Source organism: Pseudorhodoferax sp. Leaf267 (assembly GCF_001422405.1).
In the GTDB taxonomy this organism is placed as follows: domain Bacteria; phylum Pseudomonadota; class Gammaproteobacteria; order Burkholderiales; family Burkholderiaceae_C; genus Pseudorhodoferax.
In genome coordinates this window covers 200,137-221,570 of record NZ_LMMV01000026.1, presented here as the reverse complement: position 1 = coordinate 221,570, position 21,434 = coordinate 200,137, and the positions used below count along the sequence as shown (strand labels likewise).

Sequence of the window (21,434 nt, the reverse complement as noted above, 5' to 3'; positions counted from 1 at the left end):
CATGAACCCCCAGCAGACCGCCGAATACGTGCGCGACCGCCTGTTCGCGAACGACCATGCCTCCAAGGCGCTGGGCATCGCCATCGTCGAGGTCGGCCCCGGCATCGCCACGCTGGAAATGCGCGTGCGCACCGACATGCTGAACGGCCACGCCACCTGCCATGGCGGCTTCTTGTCCACGCTGGCCGATTCAGCCTTCGCGTTCGCCTGCAACTCGTACAACGAACTGACCGTGGCCTCGGGCTTCTCCATCGACTTCGTGGCACCGGCGCGCGAAGGCGATGTGCTCACCGCGCGCTGCCACGAGGTGTCGAAGACCGGCAGCACCGGCGTCTACGACACCGCCATCACCAACCAGCGCGGCGAGCGCATCGCGGTGTTCCGCGGCCGCTCGTACACGGCCAAGGGCCGGCCCGCCGTCGCGGACTGAGGAGACCCGCCATGCCTGTGAAACGCCCCGCCCCCGGCGACCTGGAACCCATCGAAACTGCCAGCCGCGACGAGATCACCGCGCTGCAGATCGCGCGGCTGCGCGCCACGCTGCAGCGCGCCACGCTGCAGCGCGCCTACGAGCACGTGCCGCACTACCGCCGCGCCTTCGACGCCAGGGGCGTGCACCCCGAAGACCTGCGCACGCTGGCCGACCTGGCGAAGTTCCCGTTCACGGTGAAGAGCGACCTGCGCGACAACTACCCCTTCGGCATGTTCGCCGTGCCGCGCGAGCAGGTGGCGCGCATCCATGCCTCCTCCGGCACCACGGGCAAGCCCACGGTCGTGGGCTACACGCTGCAGGACATCGACACCTGGGCCGACCTGGTGGCGCGCTCCATCCGCGCGGCCGGCGGGCGGCCCGGCGACATGGTCCATGTGTCCTACGGCTACGGCCTGTTCACGGGCGGCCTGGGCGCGCACTACGGCGCCGAGCGCGCGGGCTGCACGGTGATCCCCGTCTCGGGCGGCCAGACCGAGAAGCAGGTGCAGCTGATCGTGGACTTCAAGCCCGACATCATCATGGTCACGCCCAGCTACATGCAGGTGATCATCGAGCAGTTCGAACGCCAGGGCCTGAGCGCCAAAGACAGCTCGCTCAAGGTCGGCATCTTCGGCGCCGAGCCCTGGACGGAGGCCATGCGCCGCGACATCGAGGCCAAGGTCGGCCTGGACGCGGTGGACATCTACGGCCTCTCCGAAGTCATGGGTCCGGGCGTGGCCAGCGAATGCGTGGAGAGCAAGGACGGCCCGGTGATCTGGGAAGACCACTTCTACCCCGAGATCATCGACCCCGACACCGGCGCTTTGTTGGCCGACGGCGAGGAAGGCGAACTTGTCTTCACCTCGCTCAGCAAACAGGCCATGCCCATCGTGCGCTACCGCACGCGCGACCTCACGCGGCTGTTGCCGCCCACCTCGCGCGCGTTCCGCCGCATGGGCAAGATCGTCGGCCGCAGCGACGACATGCTGATCGTGCGCGGTGTGAACCTGTTCCCCACACAGGTCGAGGAGATCGTGCTCGCGCACGAGCGCCTGTCGGGCCTGTACCAGCTGCACCTGCGCCGCGAAGGCCCACTCGACGAGCTGGAGGTGCACTGCGAACTGCAACCCCACGCCAGCGCCAGCGAGGCCGAGCGCCAGGCGATTGCCACCTGGGTGCAGCAGCGCATGAAAACGCTGATCGGCATCTCGGCCAGCGTGCGCGTGTTCGACCCCGACGCGATCGAACGCACGCAGACCGGCAAGGCGCGACGCGTCGTCGACACGCGGCCCAAGACCTGACCTTAAGCGAAGGACACCACATGTACACCCAAGCCATGGACACCCTGGGCAAGGACGGCGCAGACAGCAAGCCCAAGGCCGTGCGTTGCGCCGAAGAGCTCGCGCTGCAGGCGCGCTTCGACGCCCACATCGACGCGGGCGACTTCATCGAAGCCAAGGACTGGATGCCCGAGCACTACCGCAAGACGCTGGTGCGCCAGATCAGCCAGCATGCGCATTCGGAGATCGTGGGCATGCTGCCCGAGGGCAACTGGATCAGCCGCGCGCCCACGCTCAAGCGCAAGGCCATCCTGCTGGCCAAGGTGCAGGACGAGGGCGGCCATGGCCTGTACCTCTACGCTGCAGCCGAGACGCTGGGCACCTCGCGCGACCAGATGCTGGATGCGCTGCACACCGGCCGCGCCAAGTACAGCTCCATCTTCAACTACCCCACCTTGAGCTGGGCCGACATGGGCACCATCGGCTGGCTGGTGGACGGCGCGGCCATCATGAACCAGGTGCCGATCTGCCGCTGCTCCTACGCGCCCTATGCGCGCGCCATGATCCGCATCTGCCGCGAGGAGAGCTTCCACCAGCGCCAGGGCTACGAATCGCTGCTGACCATGATGACGCAGGGCACAGAGGCGCAGAAAGCCATGGTGCAGGACGCCGTGAACCGCTGGTGGTGGCCGTCCATCATGATGTTCGGCCCGCCGGACGACCAGTCGCCCAACTCCGCGCAGTCCATGCGTTGGGGCATCAAGCGCTTTTCCAACGACGAGCTGCGCCAAAAGTTCATCGACGCCACGGTGGAGCAGGCCCGCATCCTTGGCGTGACCCTGCCCGACCCGGACCTGAAATGGAACGAGGAGCGCCAGGCCCATGACTTCGGCGCCATCGACTGGAGCGAGTTCTGGCGCGTGATCGCCGGCGACGGCCCCTGCAACCGTGAGCGCCTGCAGGCCCGCGTGGACGCCTGGGAGGAAGGCGCCTGGGTGCGCGAAGCCGCGCTGGCCCACGCCCACAGACACAGCATGCAGGAAGCCGCATGAGCACCGACACCACGCAACAAGAGTGGCCCCTGTGGGAGGTCTTCGTGCGCAGCAAGGCCGGCCTGGACCACAAGCACTGCGGCAGCCTGCACGCGGCCGACCCCAAGATGGCGATCCAGCTCGCGCGCGACGTCTACACGCGGCGCCAGGAGGGCAGCAGCATCTGGGTCGTGCGCTCCGACCAGATCGTGGCCAGCGACCCGGGCGACAAGGACATGTTCTTCGACCCCGCGGAGGACAAGGTGTACCGCCATCCCACGTTCTACCAACTGCCCAAGTCCGTGGACCACATGTAAGCCATGCAAGCCTCGATCGAACTGAACCGCACGCCCGCCGTGCAGTACCTGCTGCGCATCGGCGACACCTGCCTGGTGCTGGCCCAGCGCCTGGGCGAATGGTGCGGCCACGCGCCCGTGCTGGAAGAAGACATCGCGATGGCCAACATCGCGCTCGACCTCGTGGGCCAGGCGCGCGCGCTGCTCACACATGCCGGCCAGCTAGAAGGCCGCGCGCACGACGAAGACCAGCTGGCCTTCCTGCGCAGCGAGCGCGACTACTTCAACCTGACCATCGCCGAGCTGCCGCGCGGCGATTTCGCGTTCGCCGTGCTGCGCAACACCATGGTCGCCACGCTGCTCAAGCTGCTGTGGCAAAGGCTCGCGGCATCGAACGACGCCGAGGTCGCCGCCATCGCGGGCAAGGCGCTCAAGGAAGCGCGCTACCACCAGCAGCATTCGGGCGACTGGGTCGTGCGCCTGGGCGACGGCACGGCCGAGTCGCGCCGCCGCACCGAGAAGGCGTTGCGCCAGCTCTGGCTCTACATGCCCGAGATGTTCGAGGGCGATGACATCGATGAGGCTGCCAGCGCCAGCGGCCTGGGCCCGGCCTGGAGCGAGCTGCGCGCGCCCTGGCTGGCCGAGATGCAGCAGGTGCTGGACGCAGCCGGCCTGGCCATGCCGGCCGAGGCGGCCTTCCGCAGCACGGGCAAGCGCGGCGTGCACAGCGAGCACATGGGTTTCATGCTGGCCGAGATGCAGCATTTGCAGCGCAGCTTTCCCGGGGGCCGGTGGTGATCGCCGCCACCACGCGCGTTGAGGCAGCCTGGGCCGTGCTGCAGGGCGTGCCCGATCCGGAAGTGCCGGCCGTCTCGGTCTGCGACCTGGGCATCGTGCGCGAGGTGGTCGAGCATGACGACGGGCTGGAGATCGTGCTCACGCCCACCTATTCCGGCTGCCCCGCGACGGAGGCCATCACGCAGGACGTGCTGGCTGCCATCGCGGCGGCCGGCCTTGGCCCGGCCCGCGTCACACTGCGCCGAGCGCCGGCCTGGACCAGCGACTGGATCAGCGAAGCAGGCCGCGCCAAGCTGCGCAGCTACGGTATTGCGCCACCCGCGCATCTCGGTGAGTCCGTTCCGATCCGCCTCTTCGGCCGCATCGCCGGCGAGCGCATCACCTGCCCGCGCTGCGACAGCCCGCGCACCGAGCGGCTGTCGGCCTTCGGCTCCACGGCCTGCAAGGCACTGTACCGCTGCCTGGCCTGCCGCGAGCCGTTCGAACATTTCAAGCCGATCTAGGCGCCAGCACGATGAGCACCCTGTTCCACCCCCTGCGCGTGCGCGCCGTCGAGCCCGACACGCACGAGGCCGTCATCGTCTCGTTCGAGGTGCCGCCCGACCTGCGCGAGGTCTTCGGCTTCACGCAGGGCCAGTACCTCACGCTGCGCAAGGACATCGATGGGCAGGACCTGCGCCGCTCCTACTCCATCTGCGCCGGCATCGACGACGGCGAGCTGCGTGTGGGCGTGCGCAAGGTGCGCGATGGCGTGTTCTCCAACTGGATCAACGCCAGCCTGCAGCCCGGCGACACGCTGCAGGTGATGGCGCCGCAGGGCCGCTTCTTCGTGCCGATCGAGCCGCAGGCGGCGCGCCACCACGTGGGCATCGCGGGCGGCAGCGGCATCACGCCCATCCTCTCGATCATGAAGACCGTGCTGGCACGCGAGCCGCGCAGCCGCTTCACGCTGATCTACGGCAACCGCCAGCTTCGCTCCACGATGTTCAAGGAAGAGATCGAGGACCTGAAGAACCGTTACATGACGCGCCTGGTGCTGCTGCATGTGTTCTCGGACGAGGCCACCGATTCACCGCTGGGCTCGGGCGTGATGAACCGCGACAAGATCGGCGAGTTCCTCGGGAGCGTGGTGCCGGCCGCGGGCATCGACCATGTCTACGTGTGCGGTCCGTTCCAGATGAACGACGAGGCCCAGGCCGCGCTGGAGGCGGCCGGCGTGCCCGAGGAGCGCATCCACATCGAACGCTTCGGCGTCGCCATGCCCGCCGGCAACCCATCCGCCAGCCAGGTCGGCGCGGTGCTGCACGAGGCCCGGCCCGGCGACGCCCAGCAGGCCCGCGTGACCATCGTGCGCGACGGCCTCAAGCGCGAGATCACCTTCACCGAAGGCCAGCCCAGCATCCTCGACGCCGCCTCGGCCGCAGGGCTGGAAGTGCCGTTCTCCTGCACCTCGGGCGTGTGCGGCACCTGCCGCGCCAGGCTCATGGACGGCCAGGTGCGCATGGAGCGCAACTTCGCGCTCGACAAGCACGAAGTGGCGGCCGGCTTCGTGCTGACCTGCCAGGCCCACCCCCTCACCGAACGCGTCACCCTGTCGTTCGACGAACGCTGAACTCAAGATCACCACCCCAGGAGACCCACCCCATGAACGTCCTCAAGCCCTTGCTGATCGCCGCGCTGTGCGCCACGGCGGCCGCCGCCTGGGCCGACATCAACGTCGGCGTCACCATCTCGGCCACCGGGCCGGCGGCCTCGCTCGGCATTCCCGAGAAGAACACCATCGCGCTGATGCCCAAGACCATTGGCGGGCAGAAGATCAACTACATCGTGCTGGACGATGCGTCGGACACCACGGCCGCGGTGAACAACACGCGCAAGCTGATCGCCGAGAACAAGGTCGACGTGATCCTGGGCTCCACCACCACGCCGAACTCGCTGGCCATGATCGACGTGGCCAGCGAGGCGCAGACGCCGATGATCTCGGTAGCCGCCTCGGCCCGCATCGTCGAGCCCATGGACGCCAAGAAGAAGTGGGTGTTCAAGACGCCGCAGAACGACATCATGATGTCGCTGGCGATTGCCGAGCATATGGCGGCCAACGGCGTGAAGACGGTGGGCTTCGTCGGCTTTGCCGATGCGTACGGCGAAGGCTGGTCGCAGGAATTCGCCAAGGCCGCGGAGCTCAAGAAGATCAAGGTGGTGGCCAACGAGCGTTACGCGCGCACCGACACCTCCGTCACCGGCCAGGTGCTCAAGCTTATGGCGGCCAGGCCCGATGCGGTGCTGGTGGCCGGCTCCGGTACGCCGGCCGCGCTGCCGCAGAAGACGCTCAAGGAGCGCGGCTACACCGGCAAGATGTACCAGACGCACGGCGTGGCGAACGCCGACTTCCTGCGCGTGGGCGGCAAGGACGTGGAAGGCACCTTCCTGCCGGCCGGCCCGGTGCTGGTGGCGGACCAGTTGCCGGCCAGCAACCCGGTGAAGAAGTCTGCGCTGGCCTACGTGGCGACGTATGAGGCCGCGCACGGCAAGGGCTCGGTGTCCACCTTCGGCGCGCATGCGTGGGACGCGGGGCTGCTCATGAGCGCGGCCATCCCGGCGGCCCTCAAGAAGGCCCAGCCCGGCACGGCCGAGTTCCGCGCCGCGCTGCGCGATGCGCTGGAGCAGACGGCCGAAGTGTCGGGCGCGCATGGCGTGTTCAACATGACGCCGAACGACCACCTGGGGCTGGACCAGCGCGCGCGCGTGATGGTCAAGATCGAGAACGGTGGCTGGAAGTACCAGCCTTGAGGAAGGCCACGCAGACCCTCACCCCGACCCTCTCCCGCAGGCGGGAGAGGGAGCAAGGGGGTCTTCACTCCCTCTCCCTCTGGGAGAGGGCGGGGGTGAGGGCCAGCGGCGGTAAAGGAAGTGTGCCGCTTGCACAGGCTACAGCCCCTCACCCCCACCCTCTCCCCAGAGGGGCGAGGGAGCCAGATGGCCCGCACGCTGCGCGCGGCGGACTTCGTTCTATCGGCCCATCAACGGACCCCTGACATGGATCTTCAGATCGCCCTGCTCCTGGCGCAGGACGGCATCGTCAACGGCGCCGTCTACGGACTCATGGCGCTGGCCCTGGTGCTGGTGTTCTCGGTCACGCGCGTGATCTTCATCCCGCAGGGCGAGTTCGTCGCGTTCGGCGCGCTGTCCATGGCCATGCTGCAGACCGAGCGCACCCCGGCCACGCTGTGGCTGCTGCTGGGCCTGGCGGCCGCCACGCTCGTGGTCGAGCTGTGGCGCCACCAGCGCGGCGTGGCCGTGGAATGGCGCTCGGCGCTGACCTGGTGCGCCGCCTTCCCCGCGCTGGCTGCCGCCCTCGTGCTGGGACTCAAACCCAGCGCCCCCGCGCTGCAGGCCCTGACCACGCTGGTGCTCATCGCCCCGCTCGGCCCACTGCTCTACCGCCTGGCCTACCGCCCGCTGGCCGACGCCAGCGTGCTCATGCTGCTGATCGTCTCGGTCGCGCTGCACGGCGTGCTGGTCGGCCTGGGGCTGTACTTCTTCGGGGCAGAGGGCTCGCGCACCACGCCGTTCTGGGACGCGCGCTTCGACCTGGGCGGCATCCCCGTCAGCGGCCAGTCGCTGGTGGTGGTCGGCGTCACCTTCGTGCTGGTGGTCGCCATGTTCTGGTTCTTCGGCCGCTCCATGGTCGGCAAGGCGCTGCGCGCCACGGCCATCAACCGCGTGGGCGCGCGGCTGTCGGGCATCCCGACGGAGCTGTCGGGCGACCTGAGCTTCGCGCTCGCGGCCGTGATCGGCGCCGTCTCGGGCATGCTGATCGCGCCGCTGACCACCGTCTACTACGACACCGGCTTTTTGATCGGCCTCAAGGGCTTCGTCGCGGCCATCGTCGGCGGCCTGGCCAGCTACCCGCTGGCGCTGGCCGGCGCGCTGCTGGTCGGCCAGCTCGAGGCGTTCGCCTCGTTCTGGGCCAGTGCCTACAAGGAGGTGCTGGTGTTCACGCTGATCATCCCGGTGCTGTGGTGGCGCTCGCTGCACAGCCACCATGTGGAGGATGACGAATGAACTCGTCCGTCTCTGCTGCAGTGCCTGACGAGGGCAGGCCGCTGGTCACGCCACGCACGCTCACGCTGGTCGCCATCGCCGCGCTGGCCCTGGCCTGGGGCTGGCTGCCGGACTTCACGGTGGCCGTGCTCAGCAACATCGGCCTGTACGCATTGGTGGCCGTGGGCCTGGTCATGCTCACCGGCGTGGGCGGCATGACGTCCTTCGGCCAGGCCGCCTTCGTGGGCATGGGTGCCTATGCCACGGCCTGGCTCTGCACCTCGCCCATGGCCGCGGGCTGGGCGCTCGCGCCCTGGATCGGCCTGGCACTGGGGCTGGCGCTGACCTTCGCGCTGGCCTGGGCGCTGGGCGCCGTCACGCTCAAGCTGTCGGGCCACTACCTGCCGCTGTGCACCATCGCCTGGGGGCTGAGCCTGTACTTCCTGCTCGGCAACATGGCCTTCCTGGGCGGGCAGACTGGCATCACGGGCGTGCCGCCGCTGGTCGTGTTCGGGCTCTCGCTGGCCACGCCGCGCGCGCTGGGCGTGGTGATCTGGGCCGTGCTGCTGCTGGCGCTGTGGGCGCTGCACAACCTGCTGGACTCGCGCGAGGGCCGCGCCATCCGCGCGCTCAAGGGCGGCAGGCTGATGGCCGAGTCCATGGGCGTGGACACGGCGCGCCACCGCATCAAGCTGTTCGTGCTGGCCGCGCTGCTGGCGGCCGTGTCGGGCTGGCTCTACGCGCACCTGCAGCGCTTCGTGAACCCCACGCCGTTCCACCTCAACATCGGCATCGAGATGCTGTTCATGGCCGTGGTCGGCGGCGCGGGCCACCTGTGGGGCGCGGTGCTGGGCGCGGCGCTGATCACGCTGCTCAAGGAGAAGCTGCAGGACGTGCTGCCCGCGCTGCTGGGCACCAGCGGCAACTTCGAGGTCGTGGTGTTCGGGCTGTTGATGCTGGTGGTGCTGCAGCGCTTTGCCGACGGGCTGTGGCCCACGCTGGCACGCGTGACGCGGCGCTGGGTGCGGCCCGTGGCGGTGCCCGCTGCGGCCGTGGCCACGGCGCCGCTCGAGCAGCGCGCATTGCCGGCCAAGGGCACCGTGCTGCTGCAGGCCGACGCCGTGACCAAGCGCTTCGGCGGCCTGGTGGCCAACGACGCGATCGCCATGACGCTGAACGCGGGCGAGGTGCACGCGCTGATCGGCCCGAACGGGGCCGGCAAGAGCACCTTCTTCAACATGGTCTCGGGCGTGGACGACCCCACGTCGGGCGACGTGCGGCTGATGGCCCAGCCCATGGCCGGCCAGCCCTCGCGCGCGTTCGCGGCGCGCGGCATGGGCCGCACCTTCCAGCATGTGCGCCTGCTGGGCCAGCGCAGCGTGCTGGAGAACGTGGCGCTGGGCGCGCACCTGCGTGGCCAGCGCGGCTGGCTGGCGGCCATGCTGCGGCTGGACCGCGCCGAGGAGGCCGCGCTGCTCGCCGAGGCACGCCGCCAGATCGAACGCTGCGGCCTGGGTGCGCATGTGGACACGCCCGCCGCCTCGCTCTCGCTGGGCCGGCAGCGCGTGGTGGAGATCGCGCGTGCGCTGGCCGGCCAGCCGGCCGTGCTGCTGCTGGACGAGCCCGCCGCTGGCCTGCGCCACCTGGAAAAGCGCGCGCTGTCGGACCTGCTCATTCAGCTGCGCGCCGAGGGCCTGGGCATCCTGGTGGTGGAGCACGACATGGAGTTCGTCATGAACCTGGCCGACCGCATCACCGTGTTGGAGTTCGGGCGCGTGATCGCCACGGGCACGCCGGCCGAGGTGCAGGCGAATCCGAAGGTGCTGGAGGCGTATCTGGGTGGGGCGGACGATGAACTGCTGGGGGGCGCGCCATGACCCACCCCCTGCTCCAACTCGAAGACTTCAGCGTCGCCTACCGCAGCGTCGAGGCCGTGCACAGCGTGCGCCTGCACGTGAACGAGGGCGAGATCGTCACCGTGATCGGCCCCAACGGCGCGGGCAAGACCACGCTGCTGTGCGCCGCCATGGGCCTGTTGCCTTCGACCGGCAAGCTCGCGCTTGACGGTGCGCCCATCCCGCGCGTGAGCGTGGCGACCATGGTCGCGCGCGGCGTGGCGCTGGTGCCCGAGCGGCGCGAGCTGTTCGGCGAGATGTCGGTCGAAGACAACCTGCTGCTGGGCGGCTTCTACCCCTGGCGCAAGGGCCGGCGCGACCAGCGTGCGCGCATGGACGAGATCTTCGCCATCTTCCCGCGGCTGCGCGAGCGGCGCCCGCAGATGGCGTCCACGCTGTCGGGCGGCGAGCGGCAGATGCTGGCCATCGGCCGCGCGCTGATGGCGCGCCCGCGTTTGTTGATGCTGGACGAGCCCTCGCTCGGCCTGGCGCCGCTCGTGGTGCGCGAGGTGCTGCGCGTGGTGGCGCAGCTGCGCACGCATGGCGTCTCGGTGCTGCTGGTCGAGCAGAACGCACGCGCCGCGCTGCAGGTGGCCGACCGCGCCTACGTGCTGGAGATGGGCGCCGTGGCGCTCGAAGGTCCAGCTCGCGAGCTGCTGCACGACCAGCGAATCATCGACACCTACCTCGGCATCGGCAACCGAAGCACATGAAGCCACCCCGTTTGGATGTCTCACTTCGTGTAGACATCCCATCCCCCTTGTATCTTCGCCAAGGAGCCTTTCCATCAGTTTGCGTCAGTGCGCTAAACCTGTTTCCCCCTGGAGCCTTGAGTTCGCCCTTGAGCATCCGGNCCCCCTTGTATCTTCGCCAAGGAGCCTTTCCATCAGTTTGCGTCAGTGCGCTAAACCTGTTTCCCCCTGGAGCCTTGAGTTCGCCCTTGAGCATCCGGTCAACGCACTGACCTCTTTCAYCCTTTCATGTAGCCCGAACAGTTGCCAATCATGAACATGCATGCACAAGGTGGGGTRGTGAACGACCCGACGCGGCCCAACSCTGGCATTGACGTGTCCAAGCAGCATCTCGATGTTTGCCTGGGCACTCAAGATCTGCGGGTGCCCAATGACGGGCCAGGGTGCGAGGAACTGGTTAAGCAGTTCAAGGCCGAGCAGATCGATCTGRTGGTGGTCGAGGCGACGGGTGGCTACGAGCGTGACCTCGTGATGGCTCTGCAGGACGCAGGCATTGCAGTTGCTCGCATCAACCCCCGCCAGAGTCGTGACTTTGCCAAGTCCATGGGGCAGTTGGCCAAGACCGACAAAGTCGATGCGCGCGTGCTGCGTGACTTCGCCGATGTGCTTGCGCGTCACAAGGAGCGAGCAAGCTACATCACCGCCCCTGTGGATGCGCACCGCGCAGAGTTGGCGGCACTGATGACGCGGCGGCGCCAGCTCATCGAAATGCGGGTGGCCGAGAGCCACCGTCTGGAGATGGCAAGCAAGCGCACGGCACGCAGCATTGCCGCGGTCATCAAGACGCTGGACAAGCAGATCGCTGGGATCGATGCTGACGTGGACGCGCACCTGGACAGCCACTTCAAGAGMCAGCGAGAGCTGCTCGATAGCGTCAAGGGCGCGGGACCAGTGGCTATCTTGACGCTCACTGCTGCATTGCCTGAACTGGGGCAACTGGGACGYCGACAGATTTCAAAGCTGGTTGGAGTGGCACCACTGGCCGACGACTCCGGTCAGCGCAGTGGCAAACGCCGAGTYTGGGGCGGACGCGCGCAAGTACGCGCTGTGGTCTACATGGCCACGCTTACGGCGGTTCGCTTCAATCCCGTCTTGAAGGCCTACGACGAGCGCCTGGTGCAAGCGGGCAAGCCCAAGAAGGTGGCCTTGGTCGCTTGCATGCGCAAGCTACTGACGATCCTCAACGCCATGCTCAGGAACCAGGCCCCCTGGGATCCTTTGAAGCACGAGGTCACCCATGCAAACGCTTGACTTTCAACACAGTTGCTCAAGGGGCGCACTCAACGCCATGCTCAGGAACCAGGCCCCCTGGGATCCTTTGAAGCACGAGGTCACCCATGCAAACGCTTGACTTTCAACACAGTTGCTCAAGGGGCGCCGCCAGCGGCCTGGCAGAGCCAGTTCCGCGGCGGCTGCTGGCATGGCCTGCCCCGCGGCCTTCAGCCGCGAGATCTGTGGCCAAACGCCGTGCAACATCGGCAGCGCGGCCAGCCATGGTGCGGCGATGCACTTCGCGAGCGTGGGCGACAATCCCGCCCATGTTTGCCCCCCTCCAGAACGACAGCTTCCTCCGGGCGTGTTTTCGCCAGGCCACCGACCACACGCCGATCTGGCTGATGCGCCAGGCCGGCCGCTACCTGCCCGAATACCGCGCGTCGCGCGCCAAGGCCGGCAGCTTCATGGGGCTGGCGACCAACCCCGACTACGCGACCGAGGTCACGCTGCAGCCATTGGAGCGTTACGCGCTGGACGCGGCCATCCTGTTCAGCGACATCCTGACCGTGCCCGACGCCATGGGCCTGGGCCTGTCGTTCGCGCTGGGCGAGGGCCCGCGTTTCGCTTCGCCGGTGCGCGACGAGGCGGCCGTCGCCAGGCTCGCCGTGCCCGACATGGACAAACTGCGCTATGTGTTCGACGCGGTCACGTCCATCCGCCGCGCGCTGAACGGCCGCGTGCCGCTGATCGGCTTTTCTGGCAGCCCCTGGACGCTGGCCTGTTACATGGTCGAAGGCCAGGGCTCGGACGACTACCGCCTGGTCAAGAGCATGCTGTACAGCCGGCCCGACCTCATGCACCGCATGCTGCAGGTCAACGCCGACGCCGTCGCCGCCTACCTCAATGCACAAATCGAGGCTGGCGCCCAGGCGGTCATGGTGTTCGACAGCTGGGGCGGCGTGCTGGCCGATGGCGCGTTCCAGCAGTTCAGCCTGGCCTACACGCAGCAGGTGCTGCGCCAGCTCAAGACCGAGCACGACGGCCAGCGCATTGCGCGCATCGTGTTCACCAAGGGTGGCGGCATCTGGCTCGACCAGATGGCTGAACTGGATTGCGAAGTGTTGGGCCTGGACTGGACGGTCAACCTCGGCCAGGCCCGCGCGCGCGTGGGCGGTGGCGTGGGCGACGCGCCCGATGCGCGCGCCAAGGCCTTGCAAGGCAATCTGGACCCGAATGTGCTGTTCGCCCCGTCCGCACACATCGCGGCCGAGGCCACGCGACTGGTGGACAGCTTCGGCCGACCACACCAGGGCACCGGCTACGGCCCCACGCACATCTTCAATCTGGGCCATGGCATCAGCCAGCACACGCCGCCCGAGCACGTGCAGGCCCTGGTGGAGGCGGTGCACACGGCATCGCGGGCCGCGCGCCGTTGATCGGCACGCTGCATACATCGATTGCTGACTGACGCCTCGGCGCGGCAGCTTACTTATGCACAAAAGAACAGGGGGACTGGACGGGGGTGTCAAGCCCCACCTGACCCTCGCTACAAAAGCCATAGCCAAGCTAAGTCGTTGATTCATAACGACATCGCAATTTGCTTTTTTTGCGGGCAATGCAGCGGGAACCCTTGATTTGCAAGGGTTTGGAACTGATCCGCCGAGGCTATCAACAAAGTTATCCACAGAAATGTTGGATGACTTCCAAACGGTTTTCAAATCAACGACTTAACGCCGCTTCCGTGAGTTCACATCAACAAACTGCGCTACGCCGGGCCTGACATGTCCTCGGCGCTCGCCGTCGTCGTGCAGACGCCGGCCCACAGCGGGCTGGCCGGGCCGCTGCGTTACCGAAGTGAGCTGGCACTCGCGCCGGGCACCTTGGTGCGCGTGCCCCTGGGCACGCGCGAGACGCTGGGCGTGGTCTGGGACGGCGAAGCGCCCGGGCTGGCCGAGGGCGAGGCCCGCCCCGTCACTGCCGTGCTGGATGGCATCGCGCCGTTGAACCTGGCCTGGCGCCGCCTGGTGGGGTTCGCCGCCGGCTACTACCAGCGGGCGCTGGGCGAGGTGGCGCTGGCCGCCCTGCCGCCGCAGTTGCGCGAGCTCGACGCCGCCCAGTGGGAGCGCCGGCTCAAGCGCCGCAAGCCGGCCGAGCCGGTCGCCCCCGCGGCCGCGCTGCCGCCCGAGCCCAGCGCCGAGCAGGCCCAGGCCTTGGCGCAGATCGCGGCCGCGCCCGGGCCATTCGTGCTGTTCGGCAGCACTGGCAGCGGCAAGACCGAGGTCTACCTGCGCGCCGTGCAGGACCTGTTGCTGGCCGACCCGCAGGCCCAGGCCCTGGTCATGGTGCCGGAGATCAACCTCACGCCGCAGCTGCAAGAGCGCTTCGTGGCCCGCTTCGCGCCGCTGTTCGGCCGCCAGGCGCTGGTCTCGCTGCACAGCGGTATGACGCCGGCGCAGCGGCTGGCGAGCTGGCTGTCTGCCCATGCCGGGCCGGGCGCGGGCGGCGCGCGCATCGTGCTGGGCACGCGCATGGCCGTGTTCGCGTCCATGCCCGGCCTGCGGCTCATCGTGGTCGATGAGGAGCATGACCCCAGCTACAAGCAGCAAGAGGGCGCGCGCTACTCGGCGCGCGACCTGGCCATCTACCGCGCCCAGCTCGAAAGCCGGCTGGCCAGCCCGGGCGCGCAAGTGGGGCCGGCCCGCTGCCGCGTGCTGCTGGGCTCGGCCACGCCCTCGCTGGAGACCTGGCATCACAGCCGCCCGGCGGCCGAGGGGGGCAAGTACCAGCGGCTGGCCATGCCCAGCCGCGTGGGCCTGGGCCGGCTGCCCGCCGTGCGCCTGGTCGACATGAACCAGCAGCCGCGCAAGACCGTGTTCGCCCCCGCGCTGCTGGCCGCGATCGCCGAACGCATCGCGCGCGGCGAGCAGGCCATGGTGCTGCTGAACCGCCGCGGCTACGCGCCGGTGCTGGCCTGCGGCAGCTGCGACTGGAAGAGCGAATGCCCGAACTGCAGTGCCTACCGCGTGTTCCACAAGATCGACCGCACGCTGCGCTGCCACCACTGCGGCTTCACGGAACGCGTGCCGCGTGCCTGCCCCAGCTGCGGCGACATCGACCTGGCGCCCGTCGGCCGCGGCACCGAGCGGCTGCAGGAGCATCTGGAGGAGTTGCTCGCCGGCCTGGAACGGCCCGGCGCCGAGGGCGAAGACCGCCGCGTGCGCGTGTTGCGCATCGACGCCGACAGCACGCGGCACAAGGGCGCGCTGGAGACGCAGCTGGCCCAAGTGCACGCCGGCGACGTGGACGTGCTGGTCGGCACGCAGATGATCGCCAAGGGCCACGACTTTCGGCGCATCACGCTGGTCGCGGCGCTGAACCCGGACGGCGCGCTGTTCTCCAGCGACTTCCGCGCGCCCGAGCGGCTGTTCTCGCTGCTGATGCAGGCGGCAGGCCGGGCCGGCCGCGATGCCGCCCATGGCGCAGCCAGCGAGATGTGGATCCAGACCGACCACCCGCAGCATGCCCTGTTTGCGGCGCTGCGCCGGCACGACTACCCGGCGTTCGCCAAGGCCCAGTTGGAAGAGCGTGAGCAGGCCGGCATGCCGCCGTTCAGCTTCCAGGCCCTGGTGCGCGCCGATGCCCGCACACAGGAGGCGGCGCAGGCCTTCCTGAACCTGGCCAGCCAGGGCGCGGCCGGCCTGCCCGGCGCGGGCGACATCAGCCTGTACGCCGCCGTGCCCATGACCATCCAGCGCGTGGCGAATGTGGAGCGCGCGCAGATGCTGGTGGAAAGCCCGTCGCGGGCCGCGCTGCAGCGCTTTCTGGCGGCCTGGCTGGAGGTGTTGCGCGCCACGCGCCAGGCGCCCGAGGCCAAGGGCGTGATCCGCTGGGCGGTGGACGTGGACCCGCTGTCGATTTGAGCGGCGCGCAGCTCAGTAGAACATCGGCTCGGGGCCGATCTCGGCCTCCCCGATCAGGCCGCGCGCGAAGCGGTTGCGGTTGGCTTCCAGCCAGTGGGCCGGATACCGCGCGGCGATGGCGCGGGCGCCTTCGGCGTACTGCGGCGTGTGCAGCAGGCGCGCGATCGCTTCGCGCGCACCGCACTCGATGGGGTGCCAGACCGCGCCGGCGCCGGTGGCGGCCAGGCACTGGGCGACCTTGAGCTTCTCGAAGTCGGTCGGCATGATGAGCTGGGGTTTGCCGGCCAGCAGGGTCTGGCAGACCAGCGCGGTGGAACCCTGGTTCACGACCGCGTCCGCCTCGGCCAGCACGCGCTCCAGCCGCACCGGCTGGCGCACGATGCGCACGCCGGTGTTGCGGTAGCGCGCCATCACCTCGTCGGGCGCATCGCGCCAGACGCACAGCGTCACGGCATCGGACAGGCGCAGCTCATCCAGCAGCTCGGTCGCGCCTGCGGTGCTGCGCATCTGGGCGAACACGCGGCGGTGCTGCAGCCGGCTCTCGGGCCAGGGCACGTCGACCGTGTCCTGCGGCGCGCCCAGCGGCCCCAGCCACAGGGCCTGTCTGCGCGGGCCATAGGGGTCCAGCTCAGGGATGCACTCGAAGATCTTGCGCGGATGGCGCAGGATGGCCTCCAGCGAACTGCGGGGCCGGCCGGCGAACCGGTCGGCCACCTGCTCGATATGGGCCGACAGCCGGGCCACCCTGGCCGCATTGCGCTGCGCCAGCGCGGAATCGGCGCGCACGCCGGCATAGGGCGGGCAGTCCGGCGGCGGAGCGTCGAAGCCGTTGGTCAGCTGGAAGGCGCGCAGCCCCAGAACGTGGCAGGCCAGCTGCGCAACGGGCGCGTAGTCCAGCAGGACGCACTCAGGCTGTTGTTGCTCGATGATCCGGGCCCAGGCCTGCGTCGCTTCCAGCAGTGCATCGGGCCGGTCGAACCCCACGGGCAGCAACAAGTCGGCAAACGAGTCTGCGCGGAAATCGGGTGCGAAGATTTGCTGTTCGATGACCGGAGACACGAAGCGCCGGTGCGAGAGGCTGACGAGGGCCGGCGCATTGCGCTGGCTGCGCGGCACCACCCAGACCGGCTCGCCGCCCTGCTGCTCGATCAGGCGCGCCACCGTCAGCAACCGCGACAGCCGCCCGAAATTGCGGCCGTGCTCCCAGGCCAGCAGCACGCGGGGACGGCGGCCAGGAGCAGGCCACCGGCGGCTGTTCAACGCGGCATGCTGCGCCGGTTCCACCCCCGTCGCGTGCGGCGCAGGCTGCAAACGTAAGGGTTCGACATCCGACTGCGTGTGGCCCAAGTCCAGTGCCGCACCCGGCGGTCCCATTGCATTCATCATCAGTTACAAAGCTCCAACTTTGTAACTGTATGCAATACATATGGCGGGAGCAAACGGTTTTTACCGCCTCCACGGGCCACCGTCGCTTTATCGGAACCAAGCGCGCAAAAGTCCGCGCGCCGGCCGGCTCGCGCTCAGCGCAGGGGCTGCAGCCAGCCCAGGCCGGCACTGGTCCCGGCGGCCGGCCGGTATTCGCAGCCGACCCAACCCGCGTAGCCCAGGGCGTCCATCACACGCATCAAGTGCGGGAAGTTGACCTCGCCGACATCGGGCTCGTGGCGGGCCGGCACGCCGGCGATCTGGAAGTGCCCGACATGGCCGGTCGGCAGGTACTGCCGCATCTTCATCTCCAGGTCGCCCTCGACGATCTGGCAGTGGTACAGGTCCATCTGCACCTGCAGGCCCGCGTCGGCCACCGCGGCGACCACGGCATGGGCCTGGTCCTGCCGCTGCAGGAAGTACCCCGGCATGTCGCGCCCGTTGATGGGCTCGATCAGCACATGGCGGCCGGCCGCACGGGCCAGGCCCGCAGCCCAGCGCAGGTTCTCGACATAGGTGGCCTGCATGCGGTCGCGGTTCCCGTCCGCGGCCACGAGACCGGCCATGACGTGCAGGCGCGGGCACTGCAGCGCGTCTGCATAGGCAAGCGCCTGCTCGAACCCGGCCCGGAATTGCGCCTCGCGCCCGGGCAGCGCCGCCAGCCCGCGCTCACCGGCGTCGAAGTCGCCGGGCGGCGCATTGAACAGCACCTGCTGCAGGCCGTGGGCAGCCAGCCGCCCGGCCAGCTCCTGTGCCGGCCAGGCGTAAGGAAACAGGAACTCCACACCCTGGAAGCCGTCGCGCGCGGCCGCCGCGAAGCGGTCCAGGAACGCGTGCTCGGTGTACATCATGCTGAGGTTGGCGGCGAAACGTGGCATCGCGGGCTCCTGAAGGACGTCATGCAGAGAAGGACTCGCGTCCGGCCCGGCGATTGTGACCAGCGCCGCCTGCGTGGCATCCAGGGCAACCCGCAGACGAGGGGCGCGACAAGGGCCCCGGCTGAGACCGTGGGGCGTACAGTGGGCGCGGGCCAGGAAGGTCCTGGCCCATTCGCCGGAGATGCCATGTTCCCTGAATACCGCGACCTGATCGCCGAGCTCAAGCGCAGCGATGTGCATTTCCTGCACCTGTTCGACAAACACAACGCCCTGGACCAGAGGATCAAGAACATGGAAGCGCGCACCGAGGCCGGCACGCCGGACGAGATCGAGGTGCTCAAGAAGAAGAAGCTGCTGCTCAAGGACCAGCTGTACGGCATGCTGCAAAAAGCCCGGCCGCAGGGCTGACGCGCCTGTGCCTCAGGCCGTGTCGCCGACGGCATCGCGCAGCGCGAGTTGCTTGTGGAAGTCGGCCTCGGTGTCCGGGTAGCGCCGCGCGATCTCCTGGAATTCGTCCTCGATCGCCAAGAAGGCGTCGACCACGTCCGGATCGAACAGCCGGTCACGCGCCGCGCCGATCAGCGCGACCGCCTCGGCATGGGCGCAGGGCACGCGGCCGATGCGCGGCTGCGTCATCTGGTTGTACACATCGGCCACCGCCACCAACCGCGCCGACAGCGGAATCGCCACGCCAGCCAGGCCGCGCGGGAAGCCGCTGCCGTCCCAGCGTTCTTCATGGGCATGGGCGATCTCCTTGGCAAGCTCCAGCCAGGGCACCGTCCGGCCGAGCCGGCGCTCCACCTGCTCCAGCGCCGCGCGGCCGCGCGCCGGGTGCGTCTGCAGCAGCGCGGTCTCGCGCTGCGTCAACGGTGTGGGCTTGACCAGGATGCGGTCCGGGATGCCAAGCATGCCGATGTCGTGCATGGGGGCGGCGCGGAACAGCAGGTCGATCACGGGCGTGGACAGAGCCGGCGCATGGCGCGGCTGGCGGCTCAGCCTGCGGGCCAGGGCCTGCACGAAGTGCTGCAGGCGCACCAACTGGTGGCCCGTGTCGTTGTCGCGCGCCGTCGCCAGGCCCGCGAGCACCAGCGCCGTCGCCTCATGCACGCCATTCATCTCGTCGGTGCGCCGCGTCACCTCCTGCTCCAGGAACCGGTTCTGCTCATGCAGGCGGTCGCGCGCCTGCTTCAAGTCCAGTTGCACCGCCACCCGGGCCATGACGATGGCGGGGTTCACGGGTTTGGAGATGTAGTCTGCCGCGCCCATGCCCAAGCCCATCTCCTGGTCGATGTCCTCGGCCATGGCCGTGAGGAAGATGACCGGGATGTCGCTGGTGCGCGGGTCGGACTTGAGCTTGCCGCACACGGCATAGCCGTCCATGCCCGGCATCATGATGTCGAGCAGGATCAGGTCCGGTGGCGCGCTCCCTCGCACGATCTCCAGCGCACGCGCGCCGCCGGGTGCCACCTTCACGTGGTAGAGCGGCTGCAGCAGGCCGCTGATGTGCGAAAGATTCTCCGGGACGTCATCGACCACGAGCACGGTGAACTTGGGCCTCGGCATACGGGCAGCTTGCATGGTGCTTCCTCCGTTCCCCCGTCCGGCCCGTGCGATCCCTGCGCGCGCAGGACCTCCGTCCACGGCCATAGAGGTGGTGCCTGGCCAGTTTAGCGACGGCCTGCACGTCGCACAGCGATTTTCGTGTCAAGGGGTTCGGTCCGTCCCCGGCCACGCCTTAACAGGCAACAGGCCCGGTCGCATAATGCCTGCCACCAGACCATGGAACAGACGCCCGTACCGACTCGCCTCGCCGCGTCGCTGCTTGCGGCCGGCCAGGACAGCCGGCGCCAGCAGACACGCAATGCGCTGCGTTGCCCGGTCAGCATCGCGATCGCCGGTGGCCACGCCCGCATGGGCACGACGGTGGACCTGAGCCAGGATGGGCTGTCGCTGTCCACCGACCGCCCCATCGCGCCGGGCTCGCGCTGCACGCTGTGCCTGCACCCGGGCGACCCCGCGCGCAGCTTGTGGTTGGAGGTGAAGTCCGTGTACTCGTCCTATAGCGCACCGGGCGACTTCCGCATCGGCGTGGTGTTCACCGTGCCGGACGCGCAGGCCCAGGGCCGGTTGCGCGCGCTGGCCGCGCAGGGTTGATTAGGCCAGCGGGCCGCCCCACAGCTGCTCCAGGTCCTTGAAGTTCCAGTCCTCGGGCGACTCGCAGCCCACCACCTTGTCCTGCGCCATGGCACCGGCCAGGTCCAGCTCAAAGGGCTCGATGCGGCGCCTGGCCTGCGTGCTGTAGAACACCTTGACCCGCGGCGTCATCGGCGCGTGCGCGTTCTGCCGCGTGACCACGGCCAGCTGCCCCGAGTGCAGCCGCACCAGCGAGCCGATCGGGTAGATGCCCACGGTCTTCACGAAGGTCTGGAACACGGCCGGATCGAAGTGCCCCTTCCACTGCGCCATGCGTCGCAGCGCCTCGCCCGGGTCCCAGCCTTTGTTATAGGGCCGCACCGAAGTGATCGCGTCGTAGACGTCGCAGACCGTGCCCATCTTGGCCATCAGGCTGATCTTGTCGCCGGCCAGGCCGTGCGGGTAGCCCGTGCCGTCGAACTTCTCGTGGTGGTGCAGGCACACGTCCAGCACGACCGGGCCGGCGCCGTGGCCCTCCAGCAGCAAGGCGTGACCGAGTTCCGGATGCCCCTTCATGACCGCGAACTCGTCCTCAGTGAGCTTGCCGGGCTTGTTCAGGATGGCCAGCGGCACCATGGCCTTGCCCAGGTCGTGCAGCATGCCGGCCAGGCCCGCGCGGCGCAGCAGGTTGTCGTTCAACCCCATCTGCCGTCCCAGCGCCAGCATCAGCCCGCACACGGCCACCGAGTGCATATAGGTGTAGTTGTCGTGGCGCTTGAGCCGGGCCACGCTGATCAGCGCGCCGGGGTCGGCCGACACGGAGCGCGCGATCTCATCCACGAGCGCCTCGCAGCCCTGCATGTCCACGGCCTTGCCCATGCGCGCCTCGTTGAACATGGAGGCGATCTGCGGCACGGAGCGGCGCACCAGCGCAGCGGCCGCGTCCATCTGGCTTTCCTGGCTGGGCGACAGCAGGTCCAGCGGCGCGGGCATCGTGACGAACACCTCCAGCCGCCGCTCGACTTCCTCGTCCACCTTCTGGCGGTCGATCACCGCACCGGCCTCCACGTCCAGGCCCTTGGCCGTGTCGATCCACAGCTCGGACACGCCACCCTGCACGACCCGCTGCACCTCGGCCTGCGTGCGGATCGTGAACTTGGAACGCCAAAACGGGTGGTCCATCCACGAGCCGCAGAACTCGTGCACGTGCATACCCACGCGCAGCTGGCTGCTGAGGATCTTCTTGATCATCTTGCGGGCTGCACGTGGGCAGCGGTTCGCGCGGGCATCGGGCC

The 21,434-nt window shown here is 69.0% G+C and carries 20 protein-coding genes; 16 read left to right on the top strand and 4 right to left on the bottom strand.

All coding sequences use genetic code 11. The features are described 5' to 3' along the window. Position 1: 1 nt before the first annotated feature. The 14 genes from paaI to priA all read left to right on the top strand — a co-directional run bounded on the left by paaI (position 2) and on the right by priA (position 15,703). Entirely contained in the window at positions 2–430 is a 429-nt protein-coding gene (paaI, locus tag ASF43_RS28305) for a hydroxyphenylacetyl-CoA thioesterase PaaI (RefSeq protein ID WP_056189210.1), read from the top strand. 11 nt (positions 431–441) lie between these two features. Beyond that, positions 442–1,773, top strand: coding sequence for a phenylacetate--CoA ligase PaaK (gene paaK / locus ASF43_RS28300; RefSeq protein ID WP_056189207.1), 1,332 nt, complete (start codon positions 442–444; stop codon positions 1,771–1,773). A 20-nt stretch (positions 1,774–1,793) separates the two neighbouring features. Further along, entirely contained in the window at positions 1,794–2,804 is a 1,011-nt protein-coding gene (paaA, locus tag ASF43_RS28295; protein ID WP_056189204.1) for a 1,2-phenylacetyl-CoA epoxidase subunit PaaA, read from the top strand. Further along, positions 2,801–3,100 (top strand): 1,2-phenylacetyl-CoA epoxidase subunit PaaB, encoded by a 300-nt coding sequence (paaB, locus tag ASF43_RS31065; protein ID WP_056189201.1) that lies wholly within the window; start codon positions 2,801–2,803, stop codon positions 3,098–3,100. The genes paaA and paaB overlap by 4 nt, the downstream gene beginning before the upstream one ends. A 3-nt stretch (positions 3,101–3,103) precedes the next feature. Further along, positions 3,104–3,877: a 1,2-phenylacetyl-CoA epoxidase subunit PaaC gene (gene paaC / locus ASF43_RS28285; protein ID WP_056189198.1), complete on the top strand. Its 774-nt coding sequence runs from the start codon at positions 3,104–3,106 to the stop codon at positions 3,875–3,877. Continuing rightward, positions 3,871–4,380, top strand: a complete 510-nt coding sequence (gene paaD / locus ASF43_RS28280) for a 1,2-phenylacetyl-CoA epoxidase subunit PaaD (protein WP_369803356.1) — start codon at positions 3,871–3,873, stop codon at positions 4,378–4,380. Before paaC ends, paaD begins: the two co-directional genes overlap by 7 nt. 11 nt (positions 4,381–4,391) lie before the next feature. Continuing rightward, the gene (paaE, locus tag ASF43_RS28275) at positions 4,392–5,489 is read left to right on the top strand and encodes a 1,2-phenylacetyl-CoA epoxidase subunit PaaE (RefSeq protein WP_056189195.1); all 1,098 of its coding nucleotides are present in this window, start codon (positions 4,392–4,394) and stop codon (positions 5,487–5,489) included. 32 nt (positions 5,490–5,521) lie between these two features. Further along, positions 5,522–6,667: an ABC transporter substrate-binding protein gene (locus tag ASF43_RS28270; protein ID WP_056189193.1), complete on the top strand. Its 1,146-nt coding sequence runs from the start codon at positions 5,522–5,524 to the stop codon at positions 6,665–6,667. Positions 6,668–6,913: 246 nt separating this feature from the next. After that, positions 6,914–7,942, top strand: a complete 1,029-nt coding sequence (locus tag ASF43_RS28265; RefSeq protein WP_056189190.1) for a branched-chain amino acid ABC transporter permease — start codon at positions 6,914–6,916, stop codon at positions 7,940–7,942. Next, entirely contained in the window at positions 7,939–9,798 is a 1,860-nt protein-coding gene (locus tag ASF43_RS28260; RefSeq protein ID WP_082498221.1) for an ATP-binding cassette domain-containing protein, read from the top strand. Before ASF43_RS28265 ends, ASF43_RS28260 begins: the two co-directional genes overlap by 4 nt. Beyond that, complete coding sequence (locus ASF43_RS28255) at positions 9,795–10,529, top strand: ABC transporter ATP-binding protein (protein WP_056189186.1); 735 nt, start codon at positions 9,795–9,797, stop codon at positions 10,527–10,529. Before ASF43_RS28260 ends, ASF43_RS28255 begins: the two co-directional genes overlap by 4 nt. A gap of 297 nt (positions 10,530–10,826) precedes the next feature. Continuing rightward, complete coding sequence (locus ASF43_RS28250) at positions 10,827–11,819, top strand: IS110 family transposase (RefSeq protein WP_056189184.1); 993 nt, start codon at positions 10,827–10,829, stop codon at positions 11,817–11,819. 287 nt (positions 11,820–12,106) lie between these two features. Beyond that, positions 12,107–13,219, top strand: coding sequence for a uroporphyrinogen decarboxylase (gene hemE, locus ASF43_RS28245; RefSeq protein ID WP_056189182.1), 1,113 nt, complete (start codon positions 12,107–12,109; stop codon positions 13,217–13,219). 345 nt (positions 13,220–13,564) lie between these two features. Further along, positions 13,565–15,703, top strand: a complete 2,139-nt coding sequence (gene priA / locus ASF43_RS28240; RefSeq protein WP_056189179.1) for a primosomal protein N' — start codon at positions 13,565–13,567, stop codon at positions 15,701–15,703. Positions 15,704–15,715: 12 nt separating this feature from the next. Here priA and ASF43_RS28235 read toward each other — a convergent pair whose 3' ends face one another. Both ASF43_RS28235 and otnI read right to left on the bottom strand, forming a co-directional pair. Beyond that, the gene (locus tag ASF43_RS28235; protein WP_056189177.1) at positions 15,716–16,921 is read right to left on the bottom strand and encodes a glycosyltransferase; all 1,206 of its coding nucleotides are present in this window, start codon (positions 16,919–16,921) and stop codon (positions 15,716–15,718) included. 302 nt (positions 16,922–17,223) lie between these two features. Then, complete coding sequence (gene otnI / locus ASF43_RS28230) at positions 17,224–18,006, bottom strand: 2-oxo-tetronate isomerase (RefSeq protein WP_056189174.1); 783 nt, start codon at positions 18,004–18,006, stop codon at positions 17,224–17,226. Between the two features lie 186 nt (positions 18,007–18,192). Here otnI and ASF43_RS28225 point away from each other — a divergent pair, with 186 nt between their 5' ends. Next, positions 18,193–18,414: a YdcH family protein gene (locus tag ASF43_RS28225; RefSeq protein ID WP_056189171.1), complete on the top strand. Its 222-nt coding sequence runs from the start codon at positions 18,193–18,195 to the stop codon at positions 18,412–18,414. A 12-nt stretch (positions 18,415–18,426) separates the two neighbouring features. On the opposite strand, the gene ASF43_RS28220 is transcribed toward ASF43_RS28225, so the two are convergent. Next, a complete protein-coding gene (locus ASF43_RS28220; RefSeq protein WP_056189168.1) occupies positions 18,427–19,584 on the bottom strand; it encodes an HD domain-containing phosphohydrolase in 1,158 nt (385 codons plus the stop codon). 201 nt (positions 19,585–19,785) lie between these two features. Here ASF43_RS28220 and ASF43_RS28215 point away from each other — a divergent pair, with 201 nt between their 5' ends. Next, the gene (locus tag ASF43_RS28215) at positions 19,786–20,160 is read left to right on the top strand and encodes a PilZ domain-containing protein (RefSeq protein WP_056189167.1); all 375 of its coding nucleotides are present in this window, start codon (positions 19,786–19,788) and stop codon (positions 20,158–20,160) included. Here ASF43_RS28215 and ASF43_RS28210 read toward each other — a convergent pair whose 3' ends face one another. Next, complete coding sequence (locus ASF43_RS28210; protein ID WP_056189165.1) at positions 20,161–21,390, bottom strand: HD-GYP domain-containing protein; 1,230 nt, start codon at positions 21,388–21,390, stop codon at positions 20,161–20,163. Between the last annotated feature and the right edge of the window lie 44 nt (positions 21,391–21,434).

Excerpts from the sequence above, each read along its gene's own strand:
- ASF43_RS28225 (WP_056189171.1), top strand. The coding sequence starts at position 18,193 with ATGTTCCCTGAATACCGCGACCTGATCGCCGAGCTCAAGCGCAGCGAT.
- paaE (WP_056189195.1), top strand. The coding sequence starts at position 4,392 with ATGAGCACCCTGTTCCACCCCCTGCGCGTGCGCGCCGTCGAGCCCGAC.
- ASF43_RS28210 (WP_056189165.1), bottom strand. The coding sequence starts at position 21,390 with ATGATCAAGAAGATCCTCAGCAGCCAGCTGCGCGTGGGTATGCACGTG.
- ASF43_RS28270 (WP_056189193.1), top strand. The coding sequence starts at position 5,522 with ATGAACGTCCTCAAGCCCTTGCTGATCGCCGCGCTGTGCGCCACGGCG.
- ASF43_RS28220 (WP_056189168.1), bottom strand. The coding sequence starts at position 19,584 with ATGCAAGCTGCCCGTATGCCGAGGCCCAAGTTCACCGTGCTCGTGGTC.
- ASF43_RS28215 (WP_056189167.1), top strand. The coding sequence starts at position 19,786 with ATGGAACAGACGCCCGTACCGACTCGCCTCGCCGCGTCGCTGCTTGCG.
- ASF43_RS28260 (WP_082498221.1), top strand. The coding sequence starts at position 7,939 with ATGAACTCGTCCGTCTCTGCTGCAGTGCCTGACGAGGGCAGGCCGCTG.
- hemE (WP_056189182.1), top strand. The coding sequence starts at position 12,107 with ATGTTTGCCCCCCTCCAGAACGACAGCTTCCTCCGGGCGTGTTTTCGC.
- paaC (WP_056189198.1), top strand. The coding sequence starts at position 3,104 with ATGCAAGCCTCGATCGAACTGAACCGCACGCCCGCCGTGCAGTACCTG.
- ASF43_RS28265 (WP_056189190.1), top strand. The coding sequence starts at position 6,914 with ATGGATCTTCAGATCGCCCTGCTCCTGGCGCAGGACGGCATCGTCAAC.
- paaB (WP_056189201.1), top strand. The coding sequence starts at position 2,801 with ATGAGCACCGACACCACGCAACAAGAGTGGCCCCTGTGGGAGGTCTTC.
- paaI (WP_056189210.1), top strand. The coding sequence starts at position 2 with ATGAACCCCCAGCAGACCGCCGAATACGTGCGCGACCGCCTGTTCGCG.
- paaK (WP_056189207.1), top strand. The coding sequence starts at position 442 with ATGCCTGTGAAACGCCCCGCCCCCGGCGACCTGGAACCCATCGAAACT.
- otnI (WP_056189174.1), bottom strand. The coding sequence starts at position 18,006 with ATGCCACGTTTCGCCGCCAACCTCAGCATGATGTACACCGAGCACGCG.
- priA (WP_056189179.1), top strand. The coding sequence starts at position 13,565 with ATGTCCTCGGCGCTCGCCGTCGTCGTGCAGACGCCGGCCCACAGCGGG.
- ASF43_RS28255 (WP_056189186.1), top strand. The coding sequence starts at position 9,795 with ATGACCCACCCCCTGCTCCAACTCGAAGACTTCAGCGTCGCCTACCGC.
- paaA (WP_056189204.1), top strand. The coding sequence starts at position 1,794 with ATGTACACCCAAGCCATGGACACCCTGGGCAAGGACGGCGCAGACAGC.